The sequence below is a fragment of the uncultured Sulfitobacter sp. genome (assembly GCF_947502895.1).
Classification (GTDB): domain Bacteria; phylum Pseudomonadota; class Alphaproteobacteria; order Rhodobacterales; family Rhodobacteraceae; genus Sulfitobacter.
This window is the reverse complement of the sequence record NZ_CANNBM010000002.1, coordinates 727,806-745,031: the sequence shown is the minus strand read 5'-3', so window position 1 is coordinate 745,031 and position 17,226 is coordinate 727,806. Positions and strand designations below refer to the sequence as shown.

The window sequence follows — 17,226 nt, the reverse complement described above, 5'->3', positions numbered from 1 at the left end:
TTTCACGGAGGTTTACCCGATTTACCCACCGCGCGGCAGGGCTGGTTGTGCTGTCACACGGCAACGTGAAGCTGTCGACAGGTTTCGTGAGGTGCGTTTCAGATGGCGTGATTGTTGCTGCTGTTTTGGGCGTATTTCTGCCAAACCTTCACGCAATAAGCAGATTATGGCGCAGGCTTCTTACCAAGCCATGTTTCAAGCACCTCGTCAGTGTCCTGACCAAAGCGGGGGGGCGCGCGGCGATATTTCACCGGTGTGGCCGAGAATTTGAGCGGATTGCCCAAGACCTGCACGCGCCCGTCTTTGATGCCTTCTAGAGGTATGTCGCGTACGGTGCCGCGCGCCGCCGCTTGATCAGAGTTCAGCGCCTCGCCAATTGTATTGATGGGGCCTGCGGGCACTTTGACAGCGCGCAAGGCGGCTAGAATATCTTCTTTGGTCCAGCGTTTAAGGGCTGGCTTAATATGCTCCATCAGTGCGTCACGGTTTGTGATGCGACCCAGATTGGTTTTGAAGTTGGGGTCGGTGGCGACATGGGCAAGCTCCAGCACATCGCAGAACCGCGCAAACTGCGCATCATTTCCAACGGCCAAGAGGAAATGGCCGTCTGACACCTCGAACGCATCATAGGGTACGATATTTGGGTGGGCGTTGCCGCGCCGCTGAGGCAATTCGCCGGAGGTGAGATAGTTCATGCCTTCGTTGATCAGCCACGCCATCTGCGTGTCGATCAAGGCCAGCTCGACATGCTGGCCCTCGCCCGTCTTGTCGCGGTGCCGCAGGGCGGTGAGGATGCCAATAGTTGCATACATCCCGCACATCACATCGGCGATGCCGACGCCGACCTTGGTGGGCGCACCGTCAGGATCCCCCGTGATTGACATGATGCCGCCAAAGCCTTGGGCCATCAGATCATACCCCGGCTTTTCGCGGTTGGGCCCCGTCTGGCCGTACCCCGAGATCGAGCAGTAGACCAATCCGGGGTGCGCCGCACAAAGCGTTGTGTGATCCAGCCCGTATTTCACCAGCCCGTCAGGTTTGAAATTTTCAATCACCACATCGGCGCGCGCGGCGAGGCGGCGGATAATGTCCTGCCCCTCTGGCGTGGCGATATCCACTGCGATGGATTGCTTGTTCCGGTTGGAGGACATGAAATAGGCGGACAGGTCAGAGGCGCTGCCGTCGGCGTTGCGAGCGTAATGCGGCCCCCAGCCGCGGGTATCATCGCCACCCGTTTTGGGGTTTTCAACCTTGATTACGGTCGCGCCCATATCACCCAACATCTGTGTGGCAGTAGGCCCTGCAAGAATGCGGGTCAGGTCAAGGACAAACAGCCCGTCCAGCGCGCCGTGTGTTTCAGATGCGTCCGTCATAGGACCCCCGCTCGATGATACAGGCAATTACGGTAAAGGTATCGGCCAATTGGGCGGTAGCCAATGCTGTTTCAAGTTCGGCGCGCGATGTGGCCGTGTGGCCCGCGCCACCAAAGGCACGGCCCATGGCGGCAAAGTCATGCTTGCCGAAATCAACGGCTGCATTGCGCATCTGGCGCTGGCGCTGTTTCAGTTCGATCAACGCCAGCGAGGCGTCCACAAAGACAACAAAGATCGGCTTGATTGCCAGCTCGGATGCCGTGGCAAGCTCGCCTGCGATCATCAAGAACCCCGCATCGCCCGAGAAAGAAACGACTGTGCGTTCCGGCATGCACAGCGCGGACCCCATGGCCAACGGGATAGCACAGCCCATCGTGCACAGCGCCGAGGATTGTAGCAACCCGCGCGGACGGTCGCATGTCCACATCTGGCTGAGCAAGATGCGGTGCGCGCCGCTGTCTGCGGTGGCGATGGTGTCTGGCGGCAGGTGCGTGCGGCAGGTGTCGATGATCGCGGCAGGCCCCCAAGGCTCATCCGTCGGAAAACCTGCTCTGAGGGCTGATTTGACTTGGGCAATTTCGCCTTGCGGCCATGTCTCGGGCTGCGGGGGCAGGTCATGGCCCAGCGCATGGAGGCTGGCCGCGCAGTCGGCTATAAAGTTCACGCTGGCCTGATGCATGTAGTGGTGGTTTGGCTCGGCTGTGATGTCGATCACATCTGTGGTGCGCGCATCCCAGATGTCGCGCCAGCCCGGCCGCATTTCGATAGGGTCATAGCCTACACAAATCACCAGATCGGATTGCTGGACAAAAGGGACGAGATGACTGTCGGCCAATGGCGACAAGCCCGCAGCGCCCAAGGCCAGATCATGCGATTCGTCCAGCAGGCCTTTGGCCTTGTAGGTTGTGATGACGGGGATATGGAAACGCATGGCAAATTCCGCAACAGCGTTGCCTGCGTTCTGGTTCATGGCATCGACGCCAACAATCATTACAGGGCGCTGGGCCGATTTCAGCCATGCGCGGGCTGTGTGCAATGCCGCACCTGTTGGGGCCAAGGGTGATGCCAGCGCACGCCGCGCGGGATGTGTGGCGGGGATACGCGTATCTGCGGCTGAGATGGGCACGTCTATATGCACAGGACCTGGTCGTCCTTCCAGCGCGATGGACACAGCCTTGTCTGCCATGACATGGGCAACATCTGGGGCGAGGCGAAAACTGGCCTTGGTGATGGGCTGCAAAACGGCTTGTTGGTCAAGAACCTGATGGGTGTATGTCTGCGCTTCGGCGGCATCTACGCAGCCTGACAGCACGATCAGCGGCACGCGGTCCTGCAGCGCATTGGCGATGGAATTTACGCCGTTGAGTACACCCGGCCCGATGGTTGCGACCATAACGCCCGGTGCTCCGGTCTGGTGCCATGCAGCCTCTGCCATGAATCCGGCAGCATTTTCGTGTTTGCACAAGACAAATGTGATTCCGGCAGCCTCCAACGCATCAACGATGGTGAGGACCTCTCCCCCCGGCATTCCAAAAGCATGACGGCAACCTGCATCATAGAGACGGCGGGCAATGGCGTCAGCGGCGCGTATCGTATCGGGAGTGGACATGGCATACCTTGTGTTAGCGGTTTCAAAGCCACTGACCACGCATAGCACGCCACATCAAATCAATACGCCGTGGGGTTCATTTCAAACCCGTAAGATGCCCCGAATTCTGGCATCCAGTCACAGGGTGCGATCAGCGACGGCGGTCGCGCCGCGCGCTCATCGGTTGGAAGGCGACGCCGACATGTGCCTCGCAATAGGGCTTGCCCTGTTTTACGGGCAAGCCGCAAAACCAGAAATCTTCGGTTGCGGGGTCGCCAACAGGCCATTTGCAGGTCCGCTCGGTCAGCTCCATCAGGCTCAGTTTCTTTGCCTTCTTTTCGATCTCGTTCACCTTGGCAAGCGCCTCGGGGCTGATTTCATTGGCGCTGGGCTGTGGTGGCAGGGGCTGGCCTGCGGGAATGATCTGGTTGCGCGCAGGGCGCGTGGCATTGGGCGAGATTGCAGGCTCGGTCTTGAGATCGGGCTTGGAGGACGCTGGCGTGGGCTCCGGCTCGGGCACGGGTTTGGGCGCTGCTTTTGCCTTGGGGGCGGGCTTGGCCTTGGGCTCGGCCTTGGCAGCAGCACCTGCTGTCGTACGATTGGACAATCCCAAGCGGTGCACCTTGCCAATCACGGCATTGCGGGTCACACCGCCCAGCTCTTTTGCGATCTGGCTTGCGGACTGGCCTTCGCCCCACATTTTCTTCAAAATCTCAACGCGGTCATCGGTCCAGGACATGGAAGCTTCCCTAGTGTAAAAAGCGGCCCTGATCGGACCGCTTTGGCAAATTCAGTGTCCTATACTAATGGCTGTGGCGTCAGGTGCAAGGGATCACACGGATGTACGCACTGGCACAGGCTGCTTTTTCAGCCGCGCCTCACGCAAAGCCAGCCATAAAGCCCCTGTGAGAATGATCGCTGCACCCAGATATGTGATGCCGTCAGGGCACGTGCCATAGAAAATACTATCATAGAGAGCCGCAAAAATAAGGGTGGCATAGCTGAAGGGCGCAACAAAGCTGGCATCCGCACGCGCCATCGCATTGACGAAACAGGCCTGCGCCACCGCCATGCAAGTGCCAATCCCGGCCAGAACACCCCACTGTGCGGGTGTTGGCATCTGCCAAACCGGCAATACTGCACAGGTCGCAATCCCCAGCCCGATCATATTATTGACGAGCAAAATCTGGAACGGGTTTTCGCGCCCTGCAAGTTTCTTAATGAAAATCAGCTCCAGCCCCATCACCATTGCAGCCCCCAATGCCAATAATGCAGCGGGCTGAAAGCTGTCAGGTGTGGGACGCAGCAAGATCAGCGCACCGATCAGGGCAAGCACAGCTGCCGACCAGCGCACGCGGCCCACCGCCTCACCCAGTAGCGGAATGGCCAACATCATACCGAACACCGGATTGAGAAAGGAAATAGCAGTTGCATCTGCCAGAGGGATATATGCGACAGAGGCAAACATCAGCGTAACCCCCGCCCAGCCAAAACTGGTGCGTGCGAGGTGGAGCCGCCAATGGGGGCGAGACAGGGTAGGCCGCAAGAAAGCCGCGACAGTGGTCAGGGCGATGAAAGCAAACAAGAATCGCCCGTGGCTGATCTGTAGCGCAGGCAAAGGTGCACCCAGTGTTTGCGTGCCCAGCGCCTTGGCCATCAGCGTTGTTCCGGCGATGAAAGCGGCGGCAACAATAATCAGGCTGGCGGCAATCGCATTGCTCTGGGGTTTTGCTTGGAACATGTCATCTGCTATGGCGGCCATGCGGCGGCACTGCAAGGGCGCAGATCATCGGGCTTGCAATATGTCGCGCAGGCGTTAAACAAACCGCATGATCACTGACCAACATACCGTGTCCCGACGACGCCGCAGCTAATCCGCTGCGCCGTGTTCTGCCGTTCTGGCAGAATTGATCCTTGCTGCATATCGCAGCTTTCCCCGAGCAAACCCACTTGACCCGCCGCAAACACCATGCCCTTTTGGGCTTTTCGCGGCTTGTATTCCTGAAAGGATGACCCAGATGATCGCTTCTGTTCTGCCGACCTATTCCCGCGCACCGCTGAGCTTTGTTAAAGGCAGCGGCGCTTGGTTGATCGAGGCGGATGGCCGACGTTTTCTGGACCTCGGTGCAGGGATTGCGGTGAATGCTCTGGGTCACGCGCATCCGGCACTGACCGAGGCGCTGACCCAACAAGCAGGCGCGCTTTGGCATACGTCGAACCTCTACCAGATACCGCAACAGCAGGCACTGGCAGACAAGCTGGTGGCCCATACATTTGCCGATACGGTATTTTTTACCAATTCGGGCACCGAATCATGCGAACTGGCCGTGAAAATGGCGCGAAAATACTATCACGACAAAGGCCAGCCAGAGCGGGTGGAGATCATCACATTCTCCGGCTCTTTCCATGGCCGTTCTTCAGCGGGCATCGCCGCTGCGGGTTCCGAAAAAATGACCAAAGGCTTTGGTCCGTTACTGGGTGGCTTTACGCATCTGGATTTTGGCGACCATGACGCGCTGACGGCTGCAATAACGGAAAAAACCTGCGCCGTGCTCGTAGAACCAGTGCAGGGTGAAGGGGGTATTCGCCCGCTGCCGGATGCTTGCCTGAAAGGCCTGCGGGACCTGTGCGACGAGCATGGTGTGCTGATGATCTTGGATGAAGTTCAATGTGGCGTGGGACGCACGGGGAAACTCTTTGCCCACGAGTGGTCAGGAATTGCGCCCGATATCATGATGGTGGCCAAAGGCATCGGCGGGGGCTTTCCCCTTGGTGCGGTATTGGCAACCGAGAATGCGGCCAGTGGCATGACTGCGGGTACCCACGGCTCTACCTATGGCGGCAATCCGTTGGGATGTGCCGTGGGCTGCGCTGTGCTTGATATCGTGGCCGAGCCGGAATTTCTGGCGGATGTGAACCGCAAAGCGGGGACGCTGCGCCAGAAACTCGAAGGGTTGGTTGCGGCACATCCCACTGTTTTCGAGGGCGTACGCGGGGCAGGCCTGATGCTGGGCCTGAAATGCAAGGTAGCTCCGGCTGATCTGGTCAATGCAGGCTATGCCGAGGAGGTCATTACCGTGCCGGCTGCTGATAATGTGGTGCGTTTGCTGCCACCGCTCAACATCACAGACGAAGAGATTGCCGAGGCTGTCGCCCGTCTAGACCGCGCAGCCAGTACTCTGGGCGCTGCCTGATCTTCATTTTTCCACTAAACTCATCATCGGGGGCATGCCCCCGATCTGCACCTTTTCCAGTAAAGAAATGCATATGAAACATTTTCTCGACATCCACCAAACAGACCAATCCGAACTGCGCGGCATTCTTGACGGTGCCAACGCGATGAAAACTGCGCGCAGCGGCCGTCCGCGCGGTGCGCTGGATGATGATCAACCGCTAAAAGACCACATGGTCGCCCTGATCTTTGAAAAACCATCTACCCGCACGCGGATATCTTTTGACGTGGGCGTGCGGCAGATGGGGGGGCAGACGATGGTGCTGTCGGGCACTGATATGCAGCTGGGTCACGGCGAGACGATCGCCGACACCGCCCGCGTGCTGTCACGCTACGTTGACCTGATCATGATCCGCACATTTGAAGAGCAGACGCTGCTGGAGATGGCCGAATATGCGACTGTGCCCGTGATCAATGGCCTGACCAACCGCAGCCACCCTTGTCAAATCATGGCTGACATCATGACTTTCGAGGAACACAACGGCCCTATCAAAGGCAAGCGTGTGGTCTGGTCGGGCGACGGCAATAATGTTTTTGCCAGCTTTGCCCATGCCGCCAAACAGTTCGATTTTGAATTGGTATTCACGGGCCCTGAAACCCTCGACCCCGAGCCAGCGTTAAGCGGTCTCTATTCCACGGTGCGCAACCCCGACGAGGCCGTAAGGGGCGCTGATCTGGTGGTAACGGATACATGGGTATCGATGCACGACCCACAGTCCGCCCGCGAGCGCCGCCACAACCAGCTGCGCGGCTATCAGGTGAACGAGGCGCTTATGGCGCAAGCCAAGCCTGACGCATTGTTTATGCATTGTCTGCCCGCCCACCGCGATGATGAGGCGACAAGCGCGGTAATGGATGGCCCGCATTCGGTCATCTTTGACGAGGCAGAGAACCGTCTGCACGCGCAAAAAGCGATCATGCGGTACTGCCTTGGGAAATAACCCGCCACCCGCGCCGCGGATTGTAATTGCAGGCGCGGGTGCGATTGGCTGCTATGTGGGCGGAATGTTGGCCCATGCAGGCCTTGATGTCAGATTCTTAGGCCGTGCCCGCATGTTGGATATGCTGCGCAACGACGGTTTGCATCTGACGGATTATGAAGGCGCGCGCATTTCATGCGCACCCGATGATCTTGTGCTGACCGATGATCCGCGCGTTCTGCGTGAGGCGGATATCGTTTTGGTTTGTGTGAAATCGGCTGGGACTGCACAAATGGCAGCCCTGCTCGGAGATAATGCGCCCGACGGTGCTGTGATTGTCAGTTTGCAAAACGGGATGGGTCATGCAGCCACGCTGGCGGCCGCACTCCCCGATCATGATATCCGCCCTGCGATGGTGCCGTTCAACATTGTGCCGATGGGGCAGGGGCGGTTTCATCGCGCCACCAGCGGCGATATTGTGATTGGTGACGGACCGATGGCGCTGGACCGGATCCTTGGCGTTGCTGGCATGTCCGTGACCCAAAGCGCCGAGATCGAAGCGATCCAGTGGGGCAAATTCCTGCTTAACCTTAACAACGCCCCGAATGCCCTATCGGGGCTGACGCTGCATGCGCAGTTGCTCAGCCGTCCGTGGCGGCGCCTGATGGCAGACCAGATCGCCGAAGCGTTGGTAGTGTTGCGTGCCCATCGGTGCACGATCCGTGCGACCACGCCCGTGCCTGTCGGGTTGATGCCACATGTCTTGCGGCTGCCTACGCCGCTGTTCAGGCGGGTGGCGGCCAAGACGCTGACGATTGATCCGCAGGCCCGCACTTCTATGGCACACGATCTGATCAGCGGGCGGCCAACAGAGATCGACGCGCTGCAAGGCCTGATAATTGAAATGGGTCAGCAAAAATCGCTGGCAACACCCCTATGCGGCGCGATGTACAAGGCTGTGAAGCGGGCCGAGCGCGACGGGTTTGTGCCGCAACCGCCAGAGGCACTGCGCGGCTGATCCTGCTTGCGCCCCTCAGGCAAAACCATCACCCTGTAGGCAACACCTGTAAGCGCAAAAGGGGCGGATGTGACCAACGACAAAGCAGATATCGGTGTCTACGGATTGGGAACCATGGGCAGCGCGCTGGCGCTTAACCTTGCGGAAAAGGGTTTCCAAGTTGCCGTGACCAACCGCGAGACAGAGTGGATCGACGACTTTGTCAAAGAGGCAGGCGCACTGGGCGATCATTTAACCCCTGCGCGCACGTTGGAGGAATTCGTAGAAGCGCTGAGCACGCCGCGCACGATCTTGTTCATGATTCCCTCTGGTGCGCCGATGGACGCGATGATCGACACTGTGTTGCCGCTGTTGACGGCAGGCGACACCATCATTGATGGCGGCAATGCTGATTTCAACGACACGAGGCGGCGGTTTGAGCAGCTAAGCGGCACAGGCGCGCATTTTGTCGGCATGGGTGTTTCTGGCGGCGAAAAGGGCGCGCGACACGGCCCGTCGATGATGGTGGGCGGGACCGCGCATAGCTGGACCCAACTGCGGCCCATGGCCGAAGCGATCGCAGCCAAATTTGAGGGCGCCCCCTGTGTGGCCCACCTGGGCCCTGACGGGGCGGGGCATTTTGTGAAAACTGTGCACAACGGGATTGAATATGCCGATATGCAAATGATCGCGGAGGTCTATGGCGTCCTGCGAGATGGTGCGCGGTGGGATGCGCCGCGCATTGGTCAGCTGTTCGACGGGTGGCGGCAGGGGCCGCTAAGCTCTTACCTGATTGAAGTGAGTGCTGCGGCCCTGCAAACGATGGACCCAGAGACAGGCCAGCCGATGGTCGATGTGATCGAAGATCGCGCGGGCCAAAAAGGTACCGGCCGCTGGACCGTGATCGAGGCGCTGAAGATGGGCCAATCCGCCAGCGCAATCGAGGGGGCTATGGGCGCGCGGGCATGGTCATCGCAAAAGCCTGCCCGCGTGGCGGCTGAAACGATACTGGCGGCAGGCGCGGTTCAGGGAGAGGTTCCGTCGCAGGATGATTTGGCCGATGCGTTGTTGGCGGGGCGGATACTGGCGCATGCACAAGGGTTCGCCGTGCTGGCCGCTGCATCCGAGGAGTTTGACTGGGCGCTGGACATGGCGCGTATTTCGGAAATATGGCGTGCGGGGTGTATCATCCGCTCGGCGCTTTTGGATGACTTTGCCCAAGCGTTTCGGGGTGAGTTGCCACACGGCCAACTTATTCTTTCGCCGCAAATAGCCGCAACATTGGCGCGCACGATTGCGCCCTTGCGGCGGTGTGTCGGGGCAGCTGTTGCGCTGGGCGTACCGGTGCCAGCGCTCTCTGCATCGCTGGCGTGGTATGATAGTATGCGCCATGCGCGCGGCACCGCGAACCTTATTCAGGCACAGCGTGATTTCTTTGGTGCGCACGGATTTTCACGCACCGACAAAGAGGGGCACTTTAATGTCAATTGGCCTGATCTGAATAGCCCCAACAGTTGATCCTAGGTGCCACGTGGTTTGGCGCGAAGTGTTGGATCGGCGGTACGCGGATCGTCAGGCCAAGGGTGGCGCGGATAGCGTGCGCGCATGTCTTTGCGCACATCCGCATATGAGCCATCCCAAAAGCCTGGCAAATCCATCGTGACTTGAACGGGGCGCTGCGCCGGAGACAGCAATGTAACCTGCACAGGCTGCCCGCCGATCATCGGGTGGCGCGTGACGCCGAACATCTCTTGCAGGCGTACCGCGATCTGGGGGGTGTCCCCGTCATAATCAATGGCAATTTGCCTGCCCAAGGGGGTGGTAAGATGCGGGGGGGCGGTACGGTCAAGCAGTTGCTGCTGGTCCCAATTCAGGCGCGCGCGCAAGGGAGGCAGCAAATCAAAGCTCTTCCAGTCGGATGTGCTGCGGGTTTTGCCGAGATGCGGTAGCAGCCAATCCGCGAGCGTTTCCATTAGATGTGGTTCAGAAAAATCGGGAAAGTCGGGGTTGTTTGTCACCAATGCTGCACGGCGCAGAAAACGTGCGGCAGGTTTGTCAGGGCGCAAGCCCAGCTGTATGATCCCCTCCAGCATGGCTCGGGCAACAAGATCGTCCGGCGCGTCCGACCATGTTCGGTCATCCAGCACCAAGGCGCCGAACCGTTCTTGTCGGCGAGTGAGAACGCGGCCTTCGCGGCGTGACCAGACGCAATGATCGTGCCACGAGATCTGCTGCGGAAAGGTGGCGCGGAGTGCGCTTTCGGACAGGGCTGTGGCCTGTCGCACGCGGGCCTCGCGCGGATCGCCGTCCAGATCGGTGGCGACGATCAGGCGTTGCCCTGCCAAAGGATCGCCGTCAGGCACCACGGCCCCTTTGCCCCCCGACAGCACAAACCGCGCAGCATCGCCCGTGCGGCGCAGGCCGATGCGGTCAGGATAAGCGAGGGCGGCAAGGGTACCGATGTCTTCGGGCCCATCGGTGCGGGTAGATTTTGCGAGGCGCTTGGCCTCTTGGCGGATGCGGGCCAGTGTCGCGTGGTGCACCTCACCCGCCGTACGCTCGCCCGCGACGGCGCGCATACGGTGGGTAAGGTCCAGCGGACCACCACGGACAGGGTCACGTTCGGCCAATATCGCAGCGAGGGGGGCCGCTGCACGCCCGCCACGGGCAACCATATGGGCCAGACGCGGGTGTAGGGGCAGTTGCGCCAGTTTGCGACCATGGGATGTTATGCGCCCTTGAGCATCCAGCGCGTCCAGCATGTGCAGCAGCGCCTTGGCTTCTTGCAAGCGGCCTGCATGGGGCGGGGTGACAAATGCCAGATCCTCTGCCTGTGCCCCCCACAAGGCCAGTTCCAGTGCGAATGCGCTCAGATCGCCGCTCTCTATTTCTGCGGGCGGGTAGGCGGCCAGTGCGCCGTCTTCGCCCCGCGTCCACAATTTGTAAGCGGCCCCTGCGTTGATGCGCCCTGCGCGGCCTGCGCGTTGTGTCGCCTCGGCTTGGGTCACTCGCGTTGTGACAAGGCGCGACATGCCCGAGGAGGGGTTGAACTCGGCCCGTCTGGCGCGGCCCCCGTCCACCACGATGCGGATGCCCTCGATGGTCAGTGATGTCTCGGCGATTGAGGTGGCCAGCACGATTTTGCGCCCTGACGATGCAGGGTTGATCGCTGAACGCTGGGCTTTGAAATCCATCGCTCCAAACAGGGGCGCGATTGTGCAGTCAGACGGCACCATGCGTGACAGTAAGGTTTGCACACGCCTGATCTCGCCCTCGCCGGGTAGGAATACGAGGGCGGAGCCTTCTTCACGTGACAGTGCGTGCACGACCAGATCTGCTACGGCTTGTTCGTAACGGGTGGTTTTGGGCAGGGGGTTGTCCAGCCAGTTTGGTGTTACGGGGTGGCTGCGCCCTTCGCTTGTGACAATAGGCGCTTGCATCAGGGCCGCCACAGGTGCTGCATCCAGTGTGGCGGACATGGCCACCAACATCAAATCATCGCGCAGCGCGCCCGCGATTTCGAGGCACAAGGCCAGCCCGAGATCAGCGTTGAGAGAGCGTTCGTGAAATTCGTCGAATATTACAGCACTAATTCCCGGCAGCTCTGCATTTTCCTGTATCATCCGCGTGAGGATGCCTTCGGTGACGACTTCGATTTTTGTGTCGTTTGAGACGGCAGAGGCCCCGCGCACGCGATAGCCTACGGTTTGCCCCACACTCTCCCCCAAGGTCTGGGCCATCCGCTCTGCTGCGGCGCGCGCAGCCAGACGGCGCGGCTCCAACATCAAAATACGGCCCTTTGCCAAATTTGCGTCTATCATGGCGAGGGGGACGCGGGTTGTTTTGCCCGCACCAGGTGGTGCTTGCAGCACCAGACGGCCTTGCGTGCGCAAAGCTGTGATCACTTGGGGCATTACGTCATCAATGGGCAGGTCCATGGGCATGGCAGCTTTATCCGTGTTGCGCAGGCGGGGGGCAAGGCTGGACATTCATGGCGCTGGGCGTGAAAACCACATGAAACCGCGTGGAGGCATTTTATGGATATCACCGATATGGCGAAACGCATCCGCGCAGGAGAGCGCCGCGCGTTGGCGCGGGGCATCACGCTGGTGGAGAGCGGTCGGGAGGACCACCGCGCACAGGCCACAGAGTTGCTTGCAGCGCTGGGCCAAGACCGCGAGGCATTGCGCATCGGGCTTTCAGGCACACCGGGTGTGGGCAAATCGACCTTTATCGAGAGCTTTGGTTTGATGCTGACGGGGCAGGGCCTGCGTGTGGCCGTGCTTGCGGTTGATCCCAGCTCGTCGCGCTCGGGGGGCTCGATTCTTGGCGATAAAACGCGGATGGATTTACTGAGTCGCGATCCAAACGCCTTTATTCGCCCCAGCCCCAGCCAGACGCATTTGGGTGGTGTGGCACGCCGTACGCGTGAAGCGGTGGCGCTTTGCGAGGCGGCGGGATTTGATGTGGTGCTGATCGAGACTGTAGGCGTGGGGCAATCGGAGACTGTTGTGGCACAAATGTCCGACCTGTTCTTGTTGCTGCTTGCGCCTGCGGGCGGGGACGAGTTGCAGGGCGTCAAGCGCGGCATCATGGAGATGGCGGACCTGATCGTGATCAACAAAGCCGACGGCGATCTGAAAGCCACGGCTATTCGCACGCAGGCTGACTACGCAGGCGCGTTGCGTTTGCTGCGCAAACGCCCGCAAGACCCCGAGGGATATCCGCGTGCCATGACTGTGTCTGCGCTGGAGCAGCGCGGATTGCCCGAGGTTTGGGAGACGTTGAAAACGCTGTCCGATTGGCGGCGCGAGACAGGGTTCTGGGACCAGACGCGTGCAGATCAGGCGCGCTATTGGTTTGAAGATGCGGTGAAAACGGCCCTGCTTGCACAGCTGGACCAACCCCACGCCCGTAAGGCGCTGGCCACCTTGAGCGATGCCGTGGCCGCAGGTTGGCAAGAGCCTGCTGCCGCTGCCGCTGCGTTTGTGCGCGAATTGCGCGGGGATCGCTGAGAAAGCGGGGTTCGCGGGTTGACCTGTGCTGCGATTCCTCCTAATGCCTACGAACCAATTTACGGGTCGCTGATCGCGCGGCCTGATTAGCTGTGGTACTGCATACAGAGTGCCGCGCCGAACCAAGAGGATGAACCCATGTCGCGCCGTTGCGAATTGACCGGAAAAGGCCCGATGTCGGGCAACAACGTATCCCACGCCAAGAACCGCACACGCCGCCGGTTCCTGCCAAACCTCAACGACACAACGCTCCAGTCCGAATCGCTGGGTCGCGGTTTCAAATTGCGTATCTCTGCTGCCGCGCTGCGCAGCGTTGATCACCGCGGTGGTTTGGACAAGTTTTTGGCCAAAGCCAAAGACACCGAGCTGTCCGACAACGCGCTGAAGATCAAAAAAGCGATTGCCAAGTCCAGCGCGCAGGCAGAAGCCCTGTCCTAAGCGATACTGGACGATGAAATTGCCGACCCCGTCCTGACCGCAGGGCGGGGTCGTTTTCGTTTTGACCCGTTGGCCACGCATCAACTGCGTTGATATGTGGATTGCGGCACAGAGGAGCTTTGTTATGAAACACTCAAAACCTGTTATCGGGCTGGTTGTTCTGTTTGCCTTGATGGCTGTGGTCATGGCGGCGGTTTCGGTGAAAATGTCGCCGCTGGATCAAAGTGATGCGGCTTTTGTGATTGAAGAGCCTTATCTGCGCAGCAGCTTGCCAACCTCCACTTCAGCGGCGGCGTTTTTGGGGCTAGTCAACAATACAGGACGTGATGATCGGCTTGTCGCGGTACGTTCAGACTTGTCCGGGCGGGTTGAGCTGCACACCCACACTCAGGACGCCGATGGTGTGATGCGCATGGGCGCGATTGAGGGCGGCGTTGCTGTGCCTGATGGGGCGCGCCATTCCTTTGCCCGTGGTGGAGATCATTTGATGTTCATGGGGCTGGATGCACCTTTGGTGCAAGGCCAATTGGTGCCTGTCACACTGGTGTTTGAAGAGGCGGGCGAGATCGAAATCACGGTTCCTGTGGATTTGACCCGCTAACCACGGGAGCGATCTTTTGTCAAAAACCGGCTGGAATTTTTGAAAATTCCGATCATCCCTAGCCACGTTTGAGAATATCATTGACCCAAGCAGGAACGGTCTGCGTTGCAGGACCCAGCAGTGCGTCGTCAAATTGCGATCCCACAGCCGAAGGTTCGAGATTGATCTCAAGTGTTGCCGCGCCTGCGCGCGCAGCCTCCGCTACGAATCCTGCGGCGGGATACACATTGCCGGATGTGCCGATTGCGACGAACAGACCAGCGCGGCTGATCGCCTCGAAAATACGCTCCATCTGATAGGGGATTTCGCCAAACCAGACGATATCAGGGCGCGCAGCAGGCGCCGTACAGGCCGGGCAGGTTTGGCCCACATGCATTTGCATGGGCGCCTCCCAGCGATTGTCACACTGGCCACACAATGCGGAATTAAGCGCGCCATGCATGTGGATCAAATTTCGCGAGCCACCACGTTCGTGCAGGTCATCGACATTCTGCGTGACTACCAATACCTCGCCTTGATGTTCAGCCTCCAGCCGGGCCAGTGCTTTGTGCGCCGCGTTTGGCTGGGCATCTGCAGCCTGTGCGCGCCGGCCATTATAGAAGGTCACCACAAGCTGTGGATCGCGCGCAAAGCCTTCGGGTGTTGCAACATCCTCTACGCGGTGCTGCGCCCAAAGCCCTGTTTCGGCACGAAAAGTCTCGATGCCGCTTTCTGCGGAAATGCCTGCTCCGGTGAGGATGACGATGTTGCCCATTTGAATACTCCAGCTGCGCGGACTGGCTCTGTTGTGCAGTTGCAGCGATGATGCGTCAAGCAGGCCATGTACGCGCATGAGTAGAAGGATGGCGCCCAGCTGGCGATGTTCCCGCCAACAATAGCCAAGCTGGCATGACCTGGGGCGTAAATTATGCGTCTATGGCGTATCTCCCCTTGAAAAACTGCTCGGATGCGCTCATTTAGGCGCGTGCCCCTGCATTAGGGGCGAACTTACAGGAGAGACCATGGCCAAGGAAGATACGCTCGAATTCCCCGGTGTCGTTAAGGAACTCCTGCCGAATGCGACGTTCCGGGTCGAGCTTGAAAACGGCCATGAGATCATCGCACATACGGCAGGCAAAATGCGCAAGAACCGAATCCGCGTTCTGGCAGGTGATAAGGTACAGGTCGAAATGACCCCTTATGATCTGACCAAAGGCCGGATCAACTACCGTTTCAAGTAAACTGACCCCCGCCTGCCTGCCGAGACGGGCGAGGAGCCGCTCATGAAATTTATCCTCGGATCAGGATCACCGCGCCGCAAGGAATTGTTGGCGCAAATCGGCGTTGTAGCGGATGACATCCGTGCGCCCGACATCGACGAGAGCCCGATCAAAGCCGAACTGCCGAGGCCGTATTGCGCACGCATGGCCCGTGAGAAAGTGGCAGCGGTTCCAGCAGACGCGGACGACATTGTTCTATGCGCCGACACTACGGTATCGCTGGGCCGCCGTATTCTGGGCAAACCTGCTGATCGGGCCGAGGCCGAGCGATTTCTTCGCGCTTTGTCAGGGCGTCGGCACAAAGTTATTACCGCCGTCGCCGTGAGACGTGGCGAAAAGCTGTGGGAGCGTGATGTGGTCAGTACGGTGCGGATGAAAAATCTGGCCGAAGACGAACTGCGGACCTATCTCGACACAGGTGATTGGGACGGCAAGGCTGGCGGCTATGGTATTCAGGGGCCTGCAGGTGTGCTGATCCCTTGGATATCAGGCTCGTTTACTGGCATTGTTGGTCTACCCCTTGCCGAAACTGCAAATCTGCTGCGCGCAGCAGGATACCCCTTGTACGGAGAAAGCTCATGAAGGGCCGCACTATTATTCTGGACCATCTGGGCGAAATCGAAGCCGCCGCTTTAATGGTGGATGGTACGCTCGATGATCTGCTTGTTGATACGCCTGACGTGCCGCGCAGTGGAACGATCTACCGCGCGATTGCGGATCGACCTGTAAAAGGGCAGGGAGGCATGTTCCTCAAAACGCCCGATGGGTCTGCGTTTTTGCGCCAGATCAAAGGATTGGCACCAGGTCAGCCAATACTTGTGCAGGTCAGCGGATTTGCCGAAGATGGCAAGGCAATCCCCGTCACTTCAAAGCTCCTGTTCAAAAGCCGCTATGCGATTATCACGCCAGAGGCTCCGGGCCTGAACATTTCCCGCTCCATCCGTGACGAGGAAGAGCGGGACCGCCTACTCGAAATCGCGCATGACGCGATGGATGGCGCAGCTTATGGTCTGATTTTGCGGTCTTGCTGTGCGGGGGGCGATGCGGATGCCATTTCCGAGGATATCGAAGCAATGCTGGAGCTTGCGCAAAATGTGCTGGGTGACGAAAGCACAGAGATGGAAACACTCGCCGAAGGGGACGGACCCCACGTACTGGCATGGCGTGACTGGGTAGCCCCTGCCGAAGTTGTGACACAGGCCGGTGGGTTCGAAGACCACGGCGTACTCGATGCCCTCGATAGTCTGGCACAGGACCGTGTAGCGCTGTCAGGGGGCGCCTCTATGTATGTGGAGCCGACACGCGCCTTGGTCGCTGTGGATGTGAACACAGGCGCTGACGTATCGCTTGCTGCGGGTATCAAGGCCAATATGGCCTGTGCACGGGCGTTGCCGCGTGCTTTGCGTCTGCGGGGCTTGGGGGGGCAGATCGTGTTGGACCTCGCACCAATGCCCAAAAAGGACCGCCGCCCATTCGAGACAGCTTTGCGATCTGCGTTTAAGGCGGATGAGGTGGAGACAACGCTGGTCGGATGGACCCCGCTGGGCCATTATGAATTACAGCGTAAACGTGCCCGCGCCCCGTTGGCCGAGCTTTTGGCATGAGTTGTCCGATCTGCGCTGGTGAGGTGGACAAAAAATACCGCCCCTTTTGCTCAAGACGTTGCGCGGACGTTGATCTGGCCAAGTGGTTTTCAGGCGCCTACGCGGCACCTTCAGAAGATCCCGAAGATATTGAAAAGGCAATCGAGGCGGTTGAGACACTACCTGCACAAAAGCCACACTAAGAAGCGCAAGCACCTTG

The 17,226-nt window shown here is 59.5% G+C and carries 17 protein-coding genes; 11 read left to right on the top strand and 6 right to left on the bottom strand.

Features of this window, described 5'->3' with window-relative positions; translation table 11 throughout:
- Window positions 1-164: 164 nt before the first annotated feature.
- The 4 genes from Q0903_RS11615 to Q0903_RS11600 all read right to left on the bottom strand — a co-directional run bounded on the left by Q0903_RS11615 (window position 165) and on the right by Q0903_RS11600 (window position 4,702).
- Complete coding sequence (locus tag Q0903_RS11615; RefSeq protein ID WP_299415411.1) at window positions 165-1,373, bottom strand: CoA transferase; 1,209 nt, start codon at window positions 1,371-1,373, stop codon at window positions 165-167.
- A complete protein-coding gene (locus Q0903_RS11610) occupies window positions 1,357-2,982 on the bottom strand; it encodes a thiamine pyrophosphate-binding protein (RefSeq protein WP_299415409.1) in 1,626 nt (541 codons plus the stop codon). Before Q0903_RS11610 ends, Q0903_RS11615 begins: the two co-directional genes overlap by 17 nt.
- Before the next feature lie 130 nt (window positions 2,983-3,112).
- On the bottom strand, window positions 3,113-3,700 hold the full coding sequence (locus Q0903_RS11605; protein WP_299028527.1) for a GcrA family cell cycle regulator: 588 nt from the start codon (window positions 3,698-3,700) through the stop codon (window positions 3,113-3,115).
- A 93-nt stretch (window positions 3,701-3,793) separates the two neighbouring features.
- Window positions 3,794-4,702, bottom strand: a complete 909-nt coding sequence (locus tag Q0903_RS11600) for a DMT family transporter (protein ID WP_299415406.1) — start codon at window positions 4,700-4,702, stop codon at window positions 3,794-3,796.
- A gap of 277 nt (window positions 4,703-4,979) precedes the next feature.
- Between Q0903_RS11600 and Q0903_RS11595 the strand changes: the two genes are divergently transcribed.
- From Q0903_RS11595 to gndA, 4 genes are all read left to right on the top strand, one after another.
- Window positions 4,980-6,155: an aspartate aminotransferase family protein gene (locus Q0903_RS11595; protein WP_299415404.1), complete on the top strand. Its 1,176-nt coding sequence runs from the start codon at window positions 4,980-4,982 to the stop codon at window positions 6,153-6,155.
- Window positions 6,156-6,228: 73 nt separating this feature from the next.
- Window positions 6,229-7,134 (top strand): ornithine carbamoyltransferase, encoded by a 906-nt coding sequence (gene argF / locus Q0903_RS11590; protein ID WP_299415401.1) that lies wholly within the window; start codon window positions 6,229-6,231, stop codon window positions 7,132-7,134.
- Complete coding sequence (locus Q0903_RS11585; protein ID WP_299415398.1) at window positions 7,124-8,131, top strand: 2-dehydropantoate 2-reductase; 1,008 nt, start codon at window positions 7,124-7,126, stop codon at window positions 8,129-8,131. The genes argF and Q0903_RS11585 overlap by 11 nt, the downstream gene beginning before the upstream one ends.
- A gap of 69 nt (window positions 8,132-8,200) precedes the next feature.
- On the top strand, window positions 8,201-9,628 hold the full coding sequence (gene gndA, locus Q0903_RS11580) for an NADP-dependent phosphogluconate dehydrogenase (protein WP_299415395.1): 1,428 nt from the start codon (window positions 8,201-8,203) through the stop codon (window positions 9,626-9,628).
- A gap of 2 nt (window positions 9,629-9,630) precedes the next feature.
- On the opposite strand, the gene hrpB is transcribed toward gndA, so the two are convergent.
- Entirely contained in the window at window positions 9,631-12,054 is a 2,424-nt protein-coding gene (gene hrpB, locus Q0903_RS11575; protein ID WP_299416070.1) for an ATP-dependent helicase HrpB, read from the bottom strand.
- 93 nt (window positions 12,055-12,147) lie between these two features.
- Here hrpB and meaB point away from each other — a divergent pair, with 93 nt between their 5' ends.
- The 3 genes from meaB to Q0903_RS11560 all read left to right on the top strand — a co-directional run bounded on the left by meaB (window position 12,148) and on the right by Q0903_RS11560 (window position 14,164).
- On the top strand, window positions 12,148-13,125 hold the full coding sequence (meaB, locus tag Q0903_RS11570) for a methylmalonyl Co-A mutase-associated GTPase MeaB (RefSeq protein ID WP_299415393.1): 978 nt from the start codon (window positions 12,148-12,150) through the stop codon (window positions 13,123-13,125).
- Between the two features lie 138 nt (window positions 13,126-13,263).
- Window positions 13,264-13,563 carry a 50S ribosomal protein L28 gene (gene rpmB, locus Q0903_RS11565; RefSeq protein ID WP_299028543.1) on the top strand — a complete coding sequence of 100 codons (300 nt, stop codon included), beginning with the start codon at window positions 13,264-13,266 and terminating at the stop codon, window positions 13,561-13,563.
- 124 nt (window positions 13,564-13,687) lie between these two features.
- The gene (locus tag Q0903_RS11560) at window positions 13,688-14,164 is read left to right on the top strand and encodes a copper chaperone PCu(A)C (RefSeq protein ID WP_299415390.1); all 477 of its coding nucleotides are present in this window, start codon (window positions 13,688-13,690) and stop codon (window positions 14,162-14,164) included.
- 58 nt (window positions 14,165-14,222) lie between these two features.
- Here Q0903_RS11560 and Q0903_RS11555 read toward each other — a convergent pair whose 3' ends face one another.
- Window positions 14,223-14,918 (bottom strand): NAD-dependent deacylase, encoded by a 696-nt coding sequence (locus Q0903_RS11555; RefSeq protein WP_299415387.1) that lies wholly within the window; start codon window positions 14,916-14,918, stop codon window positions 14,223-14,225.
- A 247-nt stretch (window positions 14,919-15,165) separates the two neighbouring features.
- On the opposite strand from Q0903_RS11555, the gene infA reads away from it, so the two are divergent.
- From infA to yacG, 4 genes are read left to right on the top strand one after another with little or no spacing between them, the layout of a single operon-like run.
- Window positions 15,166-15,384, top strand: a complete 219-nt coding sequence (gene infA, locus Q0903_RS11550; protein ID WP_005978431.1) for a translation initiation factor IF-1 — start codon at window positions 15,166-15,168, stop codon at window positions 15,382-15,384.
- Between the two features lie 42 nt (window positions 15,385-15,426).
- Complete coding sequence (locus tag Q0903_RS11545; RefSeq protein ID WP_299415385.1) at window positions 15,427-16,005, top strand: Maf family protein; 579 nt, start codon at window positions 15,427-15,429, stop codon at window positions 16,003-16,005.
- Window positions 16,002-17,027, top strand: a complete 1,026-nt coding sequence (locus Q0903_RS11540; RefSeq protein WP_299415382.1) for a ribonuclease E/G — start codon at window positions 16,002-16,004, stop codon at window positions 17,025-17,027. Before Q0903_RS11545 ends, Q0903_RS11540 begins: the two co-directional genes overlap by 4 nt.
- Entirely contained in the window at window positions 17,024-17,209 is a 186-nt protein-coding gene (gene yacG / locus Q0903_RS11535; protein ID WP_299415379.1) for a DNA gyrase inhibitor YacG, read from the top strand. The genes Q0903_RS11540 and yacG overlap by 4 nt, the downstream gene beginning before the upstream one ends.
- Window positions 17,210-17,226: the final 17 nt, after the last annotated feature.